We start from the raw sequence: 16,594 nt of genomic DNA on the forward strand, positions 1-16,594 counted from the left end.
TTTTTCTATGGGGAGAAGAGTGAGTTATCCGGTTGAAGTGAAACAGAAGGCTGTAGAAATGAGATTGGCAGGCGTGCCTATGAAAGAGATCATGGAGAAATTAAAAATTAAGAATAAGACACAGATTAAGACGTGGGTTAGATGGCATAAGGCTGGGGATACACATAGATTCGAACAGCCTGTTGGAAAGCAATACACTTACGGAAAAGGGCCGGAGTATGCTTCCGATTTAGAGAAACTGCAGGCAGAGAATCGTTATCTGAGACAACAAAATGAAGTTCTAAAAAAGTACAACGAATTGGAAAGGAAGTTGATAGCGAAACGTCAGTCGAACTTGTAGAAGGATTGCGCAGCACAATGACCGTGCAGGATATCTGTATTCATTTAGGTATCTCTCGAGCGTCTTATTATCGTTGGAAGAAGAATCAGACGAAAGATCATCCCAAGCGCTATTTTGAAAAACAAATCGGCACGTTGTGCCGAGAGCACAAGTATCGATATGGATATCGGAAAATCACAGCCATACTAAAAAAGACAATGCGTATCAACCATAAAACGGTTCAGCGTATTATGCAGAAAAATCAATGGCAGTGCCGGGTTAAGGTGAAAAAGCGCAAGAAGAATGGGCAGCCATATGCCGTGGTCGATAATATGTTGGATCGGAATTTTCAGTCTGATCGCCCTCTTGAAAAACTAGTAACGGACATCACATATTTGCCTTATGGACAGAAACAATTGTATCTTTCCAGTATATTAGATTTATACAATGGAGAAGTGATTGCTTTTACGATTGGCGATAAGCAGGACACAGACTTTGTCTTAAACACACTTGATCAGCTGCCAACGCTGCCTGAGAACTGCGTGTTACATAGTGACCAAGGATCTGTGTATACATCTTACGAGTATCAAAAAGCTGTTAACACAAAAGGCATTACCATGAGCATGTCCCGCAAAGGGACGCCCGCTGATAATGCCTCCATCGAATCGTTTCATTCCTCACTAAAGTCTGAAACGTTCTATCTTAACAGCATTGATCGAACCACGACCGCCATCGTAGAACGCACTGTCAAAGAATACATTTATTATTATAACAACATTCGTATTCAAACGAAACTAAACAGCCAATCACCGATAAGCTATCGGCAATTGGCTGTATAAAAGGTGTTTTGATCCCTGTCTCAAAAACGGGGGTCAGTCCCGCCTGGCAGGGTTTTTTAATCAAGCTGTATAAAATGAGTGTCCGGCACCGCATGCTTCGGGATAAAGCCGTCCGCAAAGTCCGGAAATGCCGCCTGTATTTCGTCAATCCATCTTTTCAGGTTTAACACATACGGCATATAAATCATTTCAATTGTCGCTTCGTCTTCAATGCGGTAATACCAGCAAAGATTAAATTCGTTCTCCGTCACCAATGTGAATCCGGAGAAATGATAGAAAATCAGCGGCGTTTCATCTAGATAAACGCGGCCGTCCTTTTGAGTCACCTGATAGTTTTCTATATTCCAAAGCGCCGTATTGGCTCCGGTTGATTTGACAACATGCACACCCTGATACTGCGCCGGCCACTTCTCCACATACCTTTGATCGCCGTACGTCTTTCTTTTCGTATTCATTTCCACCGTGCAATATTCAATGCAATCCTGTCTCCACTGCCACACCGCTTGATAGGCTTCTTCCGTATTCCGGGCGCCGACAAAGCCTGTGTTAAAACGCCCGGTCCGCTCATAATAAGACATGAACCGCGGCGAGTTGCGGTGATCGGTCAAATACAGTGAAGCCGCCGGATTTTCGGCAAAAATACGCGCTGGATCAGAAAAGAAAAACAGATCGGTATCCATATGGGCGTAATATTCGGCGTCATCCCACTGACTCATGACATGGAACAAAAATGCGGGCTTCAGTGTCCAGCAATACTCATGGAACGTTCTATTGCTTTTCGCTTCCAATAGCTCCGGGTCTTCCATTTCATGCAGCTGCACAAAGGTCACATGCTCCCATGGCACGTGCTGAAGCAATTCATACGCTTTCTGATCGACACACAGCACATACAAATGAAAATCATCGCAATGCTCATGGAGAGAATGAATCATGGGCATGAGCTTAAAGATATGCGTCCTTGACACTATTGTTGAAAAATGAAATTGACTCACCATACCACATCCATTTATCTAAGATCCACGTGCAGTAAATCATTGACAAGCGCATACAGCGCATTGGCAAAATCGTTCACGCCAAGCTTCTTCTTCGCTTTTGCCAGAAGCTTTTGAACGGCTTGCAAATCAAAGCTTTTCGCAGTCACCCGCGGTGGTTTTTTCTGCCAACCGGGGTCCAGATTGCGATCCTTCACGACATGGAGCAATTCAAGAAACAGATGCAGCAGCATGTCGTATTTCTTCGAATCCAGCAGCTTATGAATATCAGCCATGATCCTGTTGGTCATGTCCGGAGGGAATGGGCCGTTAAAGGCAAGATGAACGTCTAATGACTGAATGTTGTTATATTTGTCGCACATATAGGCAATATTTGCTCTGATATCGTCTACTGACTGACAATTGCTCGGGTGCTCCTGATGAACGCTGACAATATCGCGATGCAGCCTGAACGTGAGTCCGGCCTGATGGAGCCTGATCCCAAGATCATAATCCTCAAACCCGTACCGCACAATGCCTTCGTCAAACAAACCGAGATCAGCCACATGCTTTCGTCTTACTGATGAATTGTTTGTGATAAAAAAACGCCACGGCATATGGTAGCCCTTTAAGTCATCGCCGTATGCATCCAGTATCCGCTTCAGCACGTCAATAAAATCGGTATCAAGGTCAAAGCTTTGATCCAGAAAACTTTCGTTTTTGATATCCGCTTCCGCCAGAAGCTTTTGTTTGTCTTTTTTCGGCATTTCATCATATAACTTCGCGAGCTGCTTCTTATGTTCATCTTCAAAGCGCTCATAATAATAGCTGTAGATCCTTTTCCAAAATAAACCGCACACGACAAGATTCTCTTCGTTTTCATGCGCTTTGATATGCTTTGCCACAAGATCCTTGGCAGCAAGCATATCGCTGTCATGGAATATCAGAATATCTCCTCTGGCATTGCGGACCGCCTGATTTCTTCCGTATGCAATGCCCCTGTTTTCTTTAATCCGTGTAAAAACCAGCGGAAAATCCGCTTGAAACGACTCAAGCATCGAGAGCGTTCCGTCCTCAGAGCCATTATCCGCTACGATGACCTCAAACTCTTCATCGCACTCCTGCTGGTTTAAAGACAGAAGGCTGTTATAGAGGCGCTCCTTGGAATTATATGCAGGAATAATAACGCTTGCTTTCACTTCATTTTCACTTCCTGTATTTAATCATTTATTTGTTATCATCTTTTGAAGCAAAACCGTTAAATTCAGGGTCAAGCGCTTTGATATGCTGGATGATATGCGGCAGGGTCTGCTGGTACAGCTCATGCACAAACGGCAGGTCTGTGCGTGTTGTTTCGTGAATCTGTTTGATTTCATTGATGCTGACGATTCGATATCCGCTGAAATGATAGAAGATCAGCGGGTTTCCATCTTCCAGCACAATTCGGCCATCCTTCCAGGAAAACGTATGCTGTCCGTAATTCCAATGGCCGATGTTCACACCTGGTGTCGTAATGTCACACACATTCGGAAACAGCTCAGACATATAATCCAAATAGCCCTGATCCCCGAATTTCCCTTCACCCGGCGCATTTTTACACTCCTCAAGACAGCGCTCCTTCCACCACTCCAGACAGTCCGTTCCTGCTTTATCATGTTTAAAGCTGATAAAGCCCGAGTTATATCTGCCTAACAGACGCTGCAGCATATCAATTTGCTCTCTTTCAAAGGAAGGGATGATAATATCGCCCCGGGAAAGCAGCACCGAGCAGTCCGGCTGGTTCGTAAATATCGGTGACGGGTCGGTGTAGAAAAATAAATCTCCGTCAATATACGTCACCCGTTCCAGTTCGGGATTGCTGTTCAGCACAGCTTGCAGAAAGATCGGCTTCATCGTCCAGCAGTATTCGCTTTGATCCCGTGTATCCTTCAGCTTCAGGAGCGTTTCATTTTCAAGCGCTGCCACCGGTACAAGTGTCAGCTGCTTCAGATTCAATTTCTGCAATACGCGGTGCGTGTCATCATCCATACAAAGCGTAAAAATGGGGCTGTCTTGATCGACTTGCGCTAAAGACTTAAATAAGGCGACTGCCTGATATAATCTTCCTTTTGATAAAACGGTGCAATAGGCGCTCGTCACGGTATGTTCACCTCATTTCGCGTTACTTTTTGAAGAATTCTGTGTACCACGCAATGGTTTTTTCAAGTCCTTCATCAATGGTGTAAGCAGGTGTCCAATTCAGCAGCTTTCTCGCTTTTTCCGCAGATAAATATTGGTGCTTGATTTCATTGCTTCCCTGATTCAGCACCTTCGGCTTTAGATTGCTGTTCATTTTCTTTAATATTTTCTCGACTAACTCAAGCACAGTCAGCTGAATCTCATTGCTGAAGTTAAAGGCTTCCCCGGCGAGATTGTGTTCCTCCATTTTCTCCGCCAGAAGCAGATAAGCCTGAACGGCATCTTCAATATAGAAATAATCGCGGACAAAAGTGCCGTCGCTGCGGATTTCAGGAGCTTCCCCGTTCAGCACAAGCTGAATCGTCTGCGGAATGATGCGGTTGAAGTTCAAATCCCCGCCGCCGTACAGATTTCCGCAGCGTGTGATACAGACCGGCAGGCCATAGGTGTGAAAATACGTATGGCTGATCAGATCCGCGCAGCTTTTCGATACGTCATACGGATGCTTGCCTTGCAGCGGCATATCTTCATCGTACGGAAGGTTTTCCTGATCGCCGTATGCTTTATCGCTTGACGCGACAATGACACGCTTGATTAACGGATGCTTCCGGCAGGCCTCAAGAACATTCCACGTGCCGAGAATATTCGCTTCAAAAGTGGAAACCGGGTTGCGGTTCGCTACGCCGACAATCGCTTGTGCAGCGAGGTGAAACACCGTGTCGATTTCATACTCGCCAAGTGCGCGTTCAATTACGGGCAAATCTTCAAGAGCGCCCTGCACGATGTTCATTTTCTTCACGTGTTCTCCCTGATATAGGTTGGACTGAGGCACATGATCTCTGACAAGCCCCGTCACGTTTGCGCCCTGTTCGATCAGCTCTTTCACCAAATAGCTTCCTAAAAGACCTGTACAACCCGTGACAAATACGTTTTTATTTTTCCAGAAACTCAAATCAGTTCACCATACCTTCCATACATGTTGTCCTTGATCCCACAGCTTGTTGACTTCCAAAAGATTTTTATACGTATCGATTGCCGTCCAAAATCCGTAATGGCGATACACGGCAAGTTCACCGTCTTTCGCAAGGTTCTTCAGCGGTTCATCTTCGAACATGGCGTTTCCGTCCTCCGGCAAATAATCGAAAACCTTTGGATTGAGAACGAAAAATCCGCCATTGATGATGCCGTCACTCGATGTCTTTTCAGAAAATGTTTTCGCTATGCCATCCTCAACCGTCAAGGTGCCGAACTGCGAGACTTTATCAATGCCGGTGACAGTCGCGGCAGCACCCTTTGTTTGATGATAGCTGATGAGATGAAAAAGATTGATATTGGCCAGCCCGTCCCCATAGGTGAGCATAAACGTTTCATCGCCGATGTAGTCCTTCGCCTGCAAGATTCTTCCGGCTGTCAGCGTGTCTTCCCCTGTCTCCAAAAATGTGATTTTCCACGTTTCAGGCTGCCCCAGCATCTGCACCTCTCCTGTAGAACTGTCGAGCGTGAGGCTGTTGTGCTTCCATTCGTAGTTCAGAAAATATTCTTTGATTTTTTCTCCTTTGTAGCCTAAAAGCAGAATAAACTCGTTCACTCCGTAGTACTGATAGATTTTCATAATATGCCATAGAATCGGTTTTCCGCCTATCATGGCGAGCGGTTTAGGAAGTTCATTCGTGACCTCACTCATTCTGGTTCCTTTTCCGCCGCAGAGAATGACCGCTTTCATCTCTACCCCTCATCTCTATGAATATTGAGTTCGAAACCTTGGTACCTCCTTACAATCTATCAAGGCATTTCCCCGATAATTTGTCCGATTCCAATACCGGTTTCAAAATCTACTGTAATGATATGAGAGAGAGGCGGCCTTGGTGACCAAATGGAATCTATTTTTTCAACTTGGTTATGTAACCACACAAAAAAAGAGCCCTGAGCGCGGCAATGCGCCCGCTCAAGGCTCTTCTTTGTCTTATTCGATATCTTGTTCCTTGCCGTAATGATAATCAGAAGGATCAACGGTTTTAAAGTCACTGAGTTTATGGAATCTCAGCAAGTCTTTGTAAAGGACACTGTCTGAAAGCTTCAGCTGCTGTGTCACTCTCGTTTTCAGGTTCTTCGTATCTTCATTCGCTTTTACTTCTTTACCTGTCTTCGTATCATAGATGATATTGTCGACAGATGTGTACTTCGGCGTTACGAAGTCACCGTTTCTAAACGCCACTGTGTCGTCGTGGTCTTTAGAGAATAAATCGGTACCGAAGTTGATATATTTCTCGGAATCAATACCTTGCAAGTGAAGAAGTGTCGGCATGACGTCAATTTCGCCGCCATACGTATGGTTCACTCCGCCTTTTTTGCCAGGAATGCGGATCATCAGAGGCACACGCTGGTTTTGCGCGTTTTGATAATCTGTGATCTCTTTTCCGAGAATTTCTTTCATCGCGCGGTTATGGTTTTCAGAAATCCCATTGTGGTCACCGTAAATCATGATGACTGAGTTGTCATACAGACCTGCTTCCTTCAGTTCCTTGAAGAATTGCTCAAGAGACTCGTCAAGGTAACGGGCAGTCTGGAAGTAATTATCAACTGTTTTATCACCGGTTGTCGCTTTCTTAATGGTCGCATCTTTTTCATCCAAGTTAAACGGATAATGGTTTGTCAAGGTAATCAAATGCGCGTAAAACGGCTGTTTCAGAGATTCAAGTTTTGGAATCGATTCTGTAAAGAACGGCTTATCCTTGAGCCCCATATTAATGATGTTTTCTTCTGACATGTCATACGTGCTTGCGTCGAAAAATTTGTCATAGCCGATATGTTTGTAAATCTGATCACGGTTCCAGAACGATTTGTAGTCACCGTGCAGGACGGCGCTTGTATAGCCTTCCTTCTGATCCAAAATCGCAGGAAGCGACTGGTACGTGTTTTCGCCTTTTGTTACAAATGCGGAGCCTTCCGGAAGACCGAAGATCGAGTTATCCATTGTCAGCTCGGCATCAGATGTTTTACCCTGACCTGTCTGATGGAAGAAGTTATCGAAGTACGTGACGTCTTCGCCGCCGTGGGCCAGTTTATTTAAGAATGGCGTAACTTCTTCACCGTTCAGCTTGTAATCAATCAGGAACGACTGGAAGCTTTCCAGGTGAATCTTAATGATGTTTTTGCCTTTGGCAGAACCAAAGTACTCAGCGTTCGGCTTCGCGTAATGTGACGTTGTGTAATTCTCAACACTTGTCAGATCATCGCTGCTTGCATACGCTCTTTGCGTTTCTGTTTGAGCCGTCTGCACACCGTCATAAATGGTGTAATTGTAAAGACCTAAGTATTTTACGATATAATTGCGGTCAAACGTTCTTGTCAGCAGCTGCGGGCGGTCTTTTTCCGCAAAATGCAGGTTGATGAAAAACAGTGCGACCCCGGAAAGGATCACCAAAGACGCAAAACGTTTTTTCATTTTGAATCCTTTGAATTCAGGTCTCCAGATCAGTACCGCAATCAAGATGATAATATCTAAGAAATAGAAAATATCATGACCGGCCATGATGCTGAAAATACCGTCTCCCATGTTTCCGACGTTGCCGGACTGTTTAATGTTCGGGAACGTTAAGAAATCATCAAAGAAACGATAGAATAAAATATTTGCATATAAAATGAACGTCATCACAAAATCAATAATCAGCATGATAATAGCCGATTTTCGCCCTTTTGCAAGCAAAGCCAGTCCTAAAAAGAAGACGGCGCTTGAGAACGGGTTAAACACCAAAAGGATTTCTTGGGTTGTGCCTTTTACCCCAAGGTTAAACTCTGTTTTGTAGGATAAATACGTTTTTGCCCAAAACAGTATAACAGCTAACACAAAAAAGCTAAGTTTGTAAGAAAAAAGTTTCTTCATGGCAACCTCTACTTTCTTAAACACTTTAAGTCTTTATTTACTTTTACCTTCTCTTTTTATCCTGTCTTCCAATTCCTTCTTTCCAAACAAAATCAAGGCATCACACAACAAATAAATATACCGCGCTAACCGGGATATTTACGTTTTGCACCATACCATTTCTATTACACCTATTTCAAACCAAACACTGGACGAAAGAAGCCCTCAATTCGTTTCACTTTTTTCTCGTAAATAAAAAAGGTTTCTTTTGTCATGCCCGCTTTTGGAAAAAAAGAAATAGATACCGAGTATAAGAATAACATAAACTAGCAAAAACGAAAAATAGGCCTTAAGGACAGCCCGCCCATCAGGCGGACTGTGGTTATTGTATGCACAGACGTTTAGCGAGATCACATTTTTTTAAAAATGACATAACAAAAGGACTGGATCTTTCCAGTCCTTTGTAAAAACAATCAAATCCCCGACCAGACATCCTTTGCATACATGCCTGTTTCCTGCAGATGTTTGAGCCAGTTTTGCGCTTCTTCTTCACTTGTGCCATGAACAGACTGATACGCGTTTTGCAACGCGGCCTCCACATCTGGCGCCATCCTGCTGCCGTCACCGCATACATAAAGCCGGCCGCCGCGGTCGAGGATCGAAATTAAGGTTTCCGCATGTTCCGCCATGAGGTGCTGAACGTACGTTTTCGGTATGCCTTCTTTACGGGAATAAGCCGTGTGCACAGTAACAATTCCGTCTTGTTCAAACTGCTTAAGCTCATCCCGGTAAATAAAATCGCGGTCGTTTCTGCAGCCAAAATAAAGATGGGCTTCGCCGAGCGTTTTTCCCTCGCGCTTTAAAGCTGACCGGGCTTGCAGGAATCCGCGGAATGGCGCAACCCCTGTTCCCGGCCCCACCATGATGATTGGTGTTTCAGGGTCTTCCGGAAGCTGAAATCGGGATTCCGGTGTGCGGACAAACATCACGACATCATCTCCCGACTTGCGCTCCGCCAAGTCATTCGATGCCACTCCGCGATATTCGCCGCGTCCGCTCCAAGCCGGCCCGCGCACAACGCCTACAGTAATCGAGGCTTGTTCCGGATTCACCCGCGGAGAGCTTGAAATCGAATAATATCGCGGTTTTAACGGGCGTAAAAGCTCTAAAAACCGTTCAAACGGCATTTCACATGATTCATATTGTTCGAGCAGATCCAGCATGGAAATCCGTTTTTTCAAAATTTGTTCCTGATAAACGCCCTCTTCTGTCATATCTTCCAATTCACGTTTATGAGGCGGGCAGACGGTAAATGCGGTCAGCTCCCGTATTTGCGCTCTTGTTGCCGCTTCCTGCACCTCGACGCTGTAGCTGAGCAGATCATGCAGGCTGACAGGCCGATCCAAAGGCAGATGCACGGAGCTGCGACCGCTTGCCGTCAGTGTGACTTGGTCAGTTCCTTTTAAGCCGAATCTGTGAAGAATCCGGCTGACATTTGTCCGGCTGTTCCTTGGCAGAACGCCAAGGTGATCACCCTCCCGGTATTCGACGCCAGAAGGCAGCGCAATTTCAATATGGCGGGTGCTGCGCCCACTGTCTGCGGACTGGAGTTCACGATTTTCCGCAATGGATGCGTGAACCGCTTCATACGACCGGGCTAATGGGGATTCTCCCAGCCCCCTGACAAACTGAAGGCTCAGCGTGCTTCTCTCCTTATCAGCGTTTTCATTAAGCTCGAGTCCGAAGGCTTTGATGGCGTCCGACCACATGCTTTTTTTCCACTGGTCAAGCTGTCCTTCAAAATCACCGCTCACATCGCCCTCTCCGCGTGCAGAAAAACGGGTCGCCCCTTTTTTCGCTAGCTGCTCGTCAATGGTTCGGGGAACGTACTGATACGTGCTTGCCCAGTTATGATCTCCGCAGCCAAACACCGCATAATGGACACCCTCAAGCTCACCTGTCCGTATTTCCTCAAGCCACTGCACAAACTGCCCCGCATTGCTTGGCGGTTTTCCATTGTAGGAAGAGGTGACGATCACAACGGCTCCCTCTTTCGGAAGCTTTCCAATCTGATCGTTCAAGGGCGCCACCTCAGTCCTTACGCCGTGAAGACTGGCTGTATCTGCAAGTTCCCGGGCGACGCCTTCCGCAGTGCCGGTATCAGAGCCGTACAATACGAGTAGCGGCCGGTTGTTGAGACCGATAACCGAAGCACTTTTCGTTTCCTGCTTGCCCTTTTGTTCATCGTCGTGCGCCGCTTTTTCCTCCGACGGGACGCCAGCATGAATCGCTTCCTGATTTCGCGTTTGAACCCGGATGTGAAAATCACCGGGCTTAAGTGTCAGCGTTTGTTTGATATCAAGCTCATAATTCTCATGATCAATCAAAGTGAAATATTTTAAAATCATGCCAAGCACAAGTGTAGCCTCATGCAGGGCGAACTGCATGCCAATACAGGCTCTCTGTCCATTCCCGAACGGCTTGTAGGCATGATGAGGCACTTGATCCTGATGTTCGAACCGTTCTGGACGAAATTCCTCAGCGTCCTCTCCCCATGCGTCTTGATCGCGGTGAAGCTGCGGAATCAAGACAGAAATTCTATCCTTGGTTGTGATCGGATATTTTCCGCCAATGACCGTATCTTCCTTCGGATAAAGACTGAAAGCCGGAGCCGTCGGCCATAAGCGCAGTGATTCATTTAAAATCATCCGTATGTATTTCAGCTCGAGCACTTGTTTATAGGTCGGCGCTGCACCCGTCAGCACCCGGTCGACCTCTTCATACGCCTTTTTCAGTTTGTCAGGATGCTTCATTAAAAAGTAGATCGCAAACGAAAGCAGGCCGCTCGTTGTTTCATGGCCGGCAATTAAAAATGTAATGATCTGAAAACGGATATTTTCATCATCAAGCTTCTCCCCGGTCTCCGGATCTTCCACCTTCAGCATCCGGGCAAGCAAATCTTTTTCATCCTGATCTCCATCCGCCTTGCGCTCCGCAATAATGCTGTCGACTAACGAAAACATCGTTTGAATATCGTGGTGGAATTGGCGCTTTGTTCTGACCATGAGTTTATCCTGAACATCAAGCCGCTGCATCTGGTGCATCGCTTCATCCAGCGCGCGCACCATGCTGTTGATAAACGGATGAGGCGTTTCTCTGTAGTAGCTGTTAAAACGATAGTTAAATCCGCATAACCCGATCGTGTCCAGCGTCAGCCGGGTCATATCCGCGGGGACGTCGACTGCTTCATTCGGATTGAGCCTGGCCCACTTTTGAATCAGCTGAACAGCGATATCGACCATTTTTTCATGATAATCCTTCATGGCCCGCTGGCTGAACGTCGGCATCAGAATGTTGTGCGCTTTTCTCCAGTTGGGCTCATGCGTCCAGCTTGTAAACAATCCGTCACCGGAAAACGCGCGAACTTTTTCCAAAGCGCCTTCAATGCTTTTATCGAAACGCTCTTCATCACAAACTTCTTTCACGAGTTCATGGCCGGACACCACAATTGTCGTGCCCGCCGGTGTGTGAATTTGAAAAATGGGGCCTTGCTCGTCCGCCAATTTGATCAGTGACAGGGTCGGTTTATCTTTATCAATTAAAGGAAGATTGCCGAGCGGTCCAAACGTCTTCGGCTGAGGAATCGGGCTTGTTTCCTTCATCGAACCATTCCTTTCGTATGTAATGCTTTCTATCTGACTACATTTCCCTTTCATGGTGACGATTATTCCATTTCTCTGATTGACGCCTGATCATTGTTTTTTCTATACTTGAGAAGCTGTACAATACGCAAATAAGGTGAGTTCATATATGGATTTTGAAATTCGGTTTTTATCCTTTTATGTCATACAGGTGGAAGGCAAGGATGAGCAGGCAAACAAGCAATTCAAGCACTTCCAGACCCTTGATACAGAGGAATTTGAAGAAAGCGAACTGAAGGACTTTCTTGACGGAGAGCTGAAAAAAATCGTCAAACGGAAAGCCGACCGCCATCCGCAGTCCGAGCAGGTGCCGACGAAAATCGGCCATTTTATCGTCGAACCCGGCCACGAGCTCGATTCCAACCCGAACTACAACATGTTCAACCGCGCGCGCCTGGCGGAAACAAAAGAGGACTTTAACGAGCTGAGCGAACAGTTCGTCCGCACGTACCTTGATACAAGCGCGGTCCGCGGCGGTGTGTTCTTAGTCGCTTCGGCCGTGCCGAGAAAGTACTTCGACGAGTCATTTGTCTTCATTATGAAATGTGATTTTGAGCCGAAGGTGGCCCGCATCTCAGACGCGTCCTCCCTCATTAAAAAAGTCGAAATGGCCATCACGACAAAAAACATGAAGAGCATCCAATACCCGTTCATGCCGGAGGAAGGAATGGTCGAGGAAGGCGAGCTGAAAATCCACCAAGCCTCGCACGCCCGCTATTTCGAGGATTTCCTGAAATTCGTTGAGTACGGCGAATCAATGCCGGAAATCATGAAAACCCAGGTCCTGAACATGGTGCAGGAGCACGTCTATGAGACATTTGAGGACAACAGTGAAGAGCTCAAGCAGTTTGAACAAGACATCGAAATCTGGGAAGCGAGCGAAAAACGGGAGATCCAAGAACGCCTCGACACGCATCAAGTGATCGAAGCCTCCGCCCAAATCATCGAGCACACGCCGGAAGCCGAGCTGAAAATGAAAGTCGGAGAAACCGAGATTAAGGGATTGCTAGCGGATTTTGGCGAATCGATTCACCTAGCGAAGGTGAACGGTCGCTATGTCGCGCTGATTGAAGCGGAGACGATTTCGTTTGAGAAGGGCAGTTCGCCGGTGGAGTTTTATAAGCCTGAGGGGCTGCATGAGGTGATTGAGCGGATACGGAATAAAACAGAGCAAGAATAAAAAGTCCAGAATTCAATTCTGGACTTTTCCTCTTTAATACCCTTCTCTCAACACCGCATAGCACTCACCGATCAGCCCGCGGCGGACGATTTCTGAGGATAAATCCTGCACGTTGAGCGCTCTTGGCGCTCTTCTTTCGTAGTATGCATGAAATGCGGTTTTGAGGTCGTCGTGGTTTTTGAGTTCTTCGGCGAGGACCATGGCATCCTCGATGGCCATTGCCGCTCCTTGTGCGAGGGTCGGCGCTCCGGCATGGGCGGCGTCTCCCCCGATGACGACGCGGCCTTTGTACCATGGCTCCTGCACTGCAACCTGCTCCAGCTTGTTAAAAATGACGGAATGCTCTTTTGACATATGCTTTGTGACAAAATTGAGCCCCGGAAAGCCTGAGAGGATCTCTTTGACTCTATCAAACCGGGTGTCTTCCTCATCCCAATAATCGCTCGCGCAAGGCTGGAGGACGAAAACATAACCGGCATGTTCCGCCAAAGGCACAACGCCGATTTGTGTCTCTCCGCTTCTGTACATCAATGTCGCGTCCTCAAATGTGTAATCAGGAAACTCGATATAAAAGCGCCACGCCCCCATGCCGAGAAACTCTTTTTCTATTTCTTTTTGCAGCATGGCATCGCGCACAATGGAATGAATGCCGTCAAAGCCCGCCAGAATGTCGGCCTGCATCTTTTCTCCATCACCAAATATGGCAGTAACCGCTTCAGGCGTTTCTTCATAAGCCACAATCTTTTTCCCCCACAAGATCCTTGCACCCGAAGCTTCGGCATGCTTGATGAGAATATCATTTAACGTTTTTCGCAGAATATTATTGCGGCCCGGAAGCTTATCATCTAAGAAAGACTCACTGACTTTGAATAATAGATTCCCCTGCTTATCGAATGTTTTAAACCATGCTGTTTGAAATCCATGCTCGCAGCACTCTTCAAATACGCCCAGCTCCTTTAACACCGCCAGTGCGTTTTGCGGCTGGAGAATCCCTGCGCCGGTCTTGCGGTTTTCTGCTGCCGCTTCACATAAGGTGACGGAAAAACCTGCTTTCCTGAGAGAAATGGCTGCCGACAGCCCGCCGATTCCGCCCCCCGCAATCAGTATATGTTTCATGTTGATAACCACCTTTTCAGTTCTCTGTATGTAGTTAGGCACCTAACTATATTACCTTACTATGTGCGGCAAACAGCTGTCAATCAACTCCAACACAGGTTGCGTTCTGATTTTCCCTCCATTATAATCGTGTCACGACAAACGTACGGGAGCTTATTGTGATGGAATTAAAACATTTACCGAAATACAAGCATATAACAGAACATGCAGAGACGTATTCCAATGTGGACGCCGGTTCTCTTGAATTATTTTTATCTTTGTTTGATATCTCGAAAAAAATGAATCATGTGATGGAGCATTATTTCACCAGACGCGGACTGTCTGAAGGAAAATTTAAAATCCTGATGCTTTTGTTCGACGCAAAGGACCACACGTTAAGCCCGACGGAGCTCGCCAAGCAATCGAACGTCACAAAAGCAACGATTACCGGCCTGCTTGACGGACTGGCCAGGGACGGATTTGTCCGCCGCAGGCATCATACAGAGGATAAACGAAAAACGAGTATCGAGCTGACAAAGGAAGGCAAAGAACGGCTGGAGCAATTTCTGCCCGGCCATTTCAGCAAGATTTCCGCTGTCATGGAAAACTACAGCGATGAGGAAAAAGACATGTTCGTGAATATGCTGGGCGATCTGTTTAAAAAGCTGAGCGTGTTTAAAGACTAAAAAACCCGTCCGGTCTGGACAGGCTACAGCGTCTTTTCTTTTGAAGCCGGATACGCATCCGGCTGTTTTTTCTTTATGACCGTAACAAATATACCGCTGATGACACATACAATGCCGATCAAATGCACAAGCTCAAACGGCTCCTTCAATATCACGCCTGACAAAATGACAGCGGAGACCGGAAGAACGGATGTGAAAATGCCCGATACCCCCGCCGGCACCTTCGTCACCCCGCTATACCATAAGTAAAACGCCAAAACGGTCACAAAAAGCGCGTAATACAGCACATACGACCAATCCAAAACAGTCGGCACGCTGAAATCAAAAGAAGAAGCCTCAAACAAAGCAAACGGGAGAAAAAACAGGAAGCCGAAAAGCGATACGAAGGTCGAGATCGCCAATGCCGAAATATGCGGAGATAGCAGCTTGGCCATCAATGTAAACAACGCCTCACCAATGACTGCGGCAATGATCAGCATGTTGCCGAATAAGGCGTGCGGCGTCCCGTCTTGGCTCCCCGCACCAAATAGATTAATCGTCAGCACACCGCAAACCGCCAGTATAATGCCGATCAGCGTCTTTTTCTCAATTTTTTCTCTCAGCAGGAAAAAGGATAAAATACCGATTACCATCGGGGTTGTGCTTGTCAAAATGCCGCTTTCCGTTCCTGTTGTATACTGAACCCCATACAGCAGGCAAATACTGAACAAAAACACACCTGTGAATGATTGCACCAGCAAGACAAACACATCTTTTTTCGTCAAAGCCGGAAACCCTTTTTCAATGCAAAACAGCAGCGTCAGCAATACGATAGAGGCCAGCAAAAAACGCAGTCCCGAGGATAGAAAAACCGGAATGCGCTCGACCATCAGCTTGCCGACGACGACCGAGCTGCCGACGATCGCCATGGCTGCTGCCAAGGAGACATAAGCGCCCATTTGTTTTTTCATCACAACATCACCTGCCTTTTTATGTATGACGAAAAGCGCCTATCTCAATGACAGGCGCTTTCTGATTAATCATCACTGCTTAAAATGCCAAAGAAGCGAAGCAGGTTGATGAACAAGTTGATAAAGTCAAGATACAGTGACAATGCCATAACCGGAATTAAGTCTTCCGTAATATGGCGGTGTTTGATTTGGTTCAAATCATACAAGATGTAAAGGGAAAAGACGATGGTTCCGATCACGGAATACGCCATCATCGCCGCTGAGTTTAACGGGCTGAAAATGTTGAAAATGCCCACCACTGCGAGTGCGAGCACCGCTACCAGCAGAAATGACCACAGGAAGGATAAATCCTTCTTCATTTTTGCGCCGATTGTGCCGAGAACGGCAAAAATGACAAATGTAGAGCCAAAGGCTTCAAGCACGACATAGGCGCCGGCGATGGAAGCGTAGTGGCTGACGATTGGAAATAACGTAATGCCGGAAACGAAAGCGAATGTATATACAAACGCATACCCGACCGCTTTTCTTCTGCGCATCCAGAAGGCCAGAATAATCATCCCCACTTCAAGAATGGAAAGCGGCAGCATCAAAGCGCCAGGAACAAATTGGCCGATATAAAGGCCGACAGTCGCGATCAGCAGCGTGAAGACAAAGACTGTCAAAATGCGCTGCATGATCGATTGCTTACTCTCGTGAACCGTAGCTTGCATGTCAAAAATCCTCCTAAGAAATGATCTTAAAGGTCTATTATATAAAAAATGGATGAAATATGTATATGTTTTAAGGAGAATTTAATGTCGAACAAAGGCCTTT

At 46.4% G+C, this 16,594-nt stretch carries 12 protein-coding genes and 1 pseudogene; 3 read left to right on the forward strand and 10 right to left on the reverse strand.

All coding sequences use genetic code 11. From position 1 onward, the window contains the following. Positions 1 to 7 precede the first annotated feature (7 nt). Positions 8 to 1,158 (forward strand): IS3 family transposase gene (locus M1D69_RS17270; RefSeq protein WP_439024324.1). Its coding sequence is split into 2 segments (ribosomal slippage): positions 8 to 281 and positions 281 to 1,158, totalling 1,152 coding nucleotides; the frame shifts between segments, so codons are not numbered across the junction. A 56-nt stretch (positions 1,159 to 1,214) separates the two neighbouring features. Here the strand turns inward: M1D69_RS17270 and M1D69_RS17275 are convergent. The 7 genes from M1D69_RS17275 to M1D69_RS17305 form a co-directional block, all read right to left on the reverse strand. Then, positions 1,215 to 2,150, reverse strand: a complete 936-nt coding sequence (locus tag M1D69_RS17275; protein ID WP_101863636.1) for a putative nucleotide-diphospho-sugar transferase — start codon at positions 2,148 to 2,150, stop codon at positions 1,215 to 1,217. Between the two features lie 14 nt (positions 2,151 to 2,164). Further along, positions 2,165 to 3,328: a glycosyltransferase family 2 protein gene (locus tag M1D69_RS17280; protein ID WP_458105391.1), complete on the reverse strand. Its 1,164-nt coding sequence runs from the start codon at positions 3,326 to 3,328 to the stop codon at positions 2,165 to 2,167. A gap of 28 nt (positions 3,329 to 3,356) precedes the next feature. Then, entirely contained in the window at positions 3,357 to 4,268 is a 912-nt protein-coding gene (locus M1D69_RS17285; protein ID WP_458105390.1) for a putative nucleotide-diphospho-sugar transferase, read from the reverse strand. A 22-nt stretch (positions 4,269 to 4,290) separates the two neighbouring features. Further along, the gene (locus tag M1D69_RS17290) at positions 4,291 to 5,259 is read right to left on the reverse strand and encodes a GDP-mannose 4,6-dehydratase (protein WP_024120527.1); all 969 of its coding nucleotides are present in this window, start codon (positions 5,257 to 5,259) and stop codon (positions 4,291 to 4,293) included. A 6-nt stretch (positions 5,260 to 5,265) separates the two neighbouring features. Beyond that, complete coding sequence (locus tag M1D69_RS17295) at positions 5,266 to 6,030, reverse strand: glucose-1-phosphate cytidylyltransferase (RefSeq protein ID WP_024120526.1); 765 nt, start codon at positions 6,028 to 6,030, stop codon at positions 5,266 to 5,268. Positions 6,031 to 6,270: 240 nt separating this feature from the next. Then, a complete protein-coding gene (ltaS1, locus tag M1D69_RS17300; RefSeq protein WP_458105389.1) occupies positions 6,271 to 8,190 on the reverse strand; it encodes a lipoteichoic acid synthase LtaS1 in 1,920 nt (639 codons plus the stop codon). Positions 8,191 to 8,642: 452 nt separating this feature from the next. Beyond that, entirely contained in the window at positions 8,643 to 11,831 is a 3,189-nt protein-coding gene (locus tag M1D69_RS17305; RefSeq protein WP_458105388.1) for a bifunctional cytochrome P450/NADPH--P450 reductase, read from the reverse strand. A gap of 148 nt (positions 11,832 to 11,979) precedes the next feature. Between M1D69_RS17305 and M1D69_RS17310 the strand changes: the two genes are divergently transcribed. Further along, positions 11,980 to 13,050, forward strand: a complete 1,071-nt coding sequence (locus M1D69_RS17310; protein WP_458105387.1) for a DUF3900 domain-containing protein — start codon at positions 11,980 to 11,982, stop codon at positions 13,048 to 13,050. Between the two features lie 33 nt (positions 13,051 to 13,083). On the opposite strand, the gene M1D69_RS17315 is transcribed toward M1D69_RS17310, so the two are convergent. Beyond that, entirely contained in the window at positions 13,084 to 14,166 is a 1,083-nt protein-coding gene (locus tag M1D69_RS17315) for an FAD-dependent oxidoreductase (protein ID WP_458105386.1), read from the reverse strand. 161 nt (positions 14,167 to 14,327) lie between these two features. Here M1D69_RS17315 and M1D69_RS17320 point away from each other — a divergent pair, with 161 nt between their 5' ends. Then, on the forward strand, positions 14,328 to 14,831 hold the full coding sequence (locus M1D69_RS17320; protein ID WP_458105385.1) for a MarR family winged helix-turn-helix transcriptional regulator: 504 nt from the start codon (positions 14,328 to 14,330) through the stop codon (positions 14,829 to 14,831). Positions 14,832 to 14,854: 23 nt separating this feature from the next. On the opposite strand, the pseudogene M1D69_RS17325 reads toward M1D69_RS17320, so the two are convergent. Both M1D69_RS17325 and M1D69_RS17330 read right to left on the reverse strand, forming a co-directional pair. Continuing rightward, positions 14,855 to 15,847, reverse strand: a pseudogene (locus M1D69_RS17325) (DMT family transporter). After that, complete coding sequence (locus M1D69_RS17330; protein ID WP_059335994.1) at positions 15,847 to 16,491, reverse strand: Bax inhibitor-1/YccA family protein; 645 nt, start codon at positions 16,489 to 16,491, stop codon at positions 15,847 to 15,849. The pseudogene M1D69_RS17325 and the gene M1D69_RS17330 overlap by 1 nt, the downstream one beginning before the upstream one ends. Positions 16,492 to 16,594 lie beyond the last annotated feature (103 nt).

This window comes from Bacillus sp. PK3-037 (genome assembly GCF_054161355.1).

Coding starts and splice junctions, on each gene's coding strand:
- M1D69_RS17295 (WP_024120526.1), bottom strand. CDS start 6,030: ATGAAAGCGGTCATTCTCTGCGGCGGAAAAGGAACCAGAATGAGTGAG.
- M1D69_RS17315 (WP_458105386.1), bottom strand. CDS start 14,166: ATGAAACATATACTGATTGCGGGGGGCGGAATCGGCGGGCTGTCGGCA.
- M1D69_RS17320 (WP_458105385.1), top strand. CDS start 14,328: ATGGAATTAAAACATTTACCGAAATACAAGCATATAACAGAACATGCA.
- M1D69_RS17310 (WP_458105387.1), top strand. CDS start 11,980: ATGGATTTTGAAATTCGGTTTTTATCCTTTTATGTCATACAGGTGGAA.
- ltaS1 (WP_458105389.1), bottom strand. CDS start 8,190: ATGAAGAAACTTTTTTCTTACAAACTTAGCTTTTTTGTGTTAGCTGTT.
- M1D69_RS17305 (WP_458105388.1), bottom strand. CDS start 11,831: ATGAAGGAAACAAGCCCGATTCCTCAGCCGAAGACGTTTGGACCGCTC.
- M1D69_RS17330 (WP_059335994.1), bottom strand. CDS start 16,491: ATGCAAGCTACGGTTCACGAGAGTAAGCAATCGATCATGCAGCGCATT.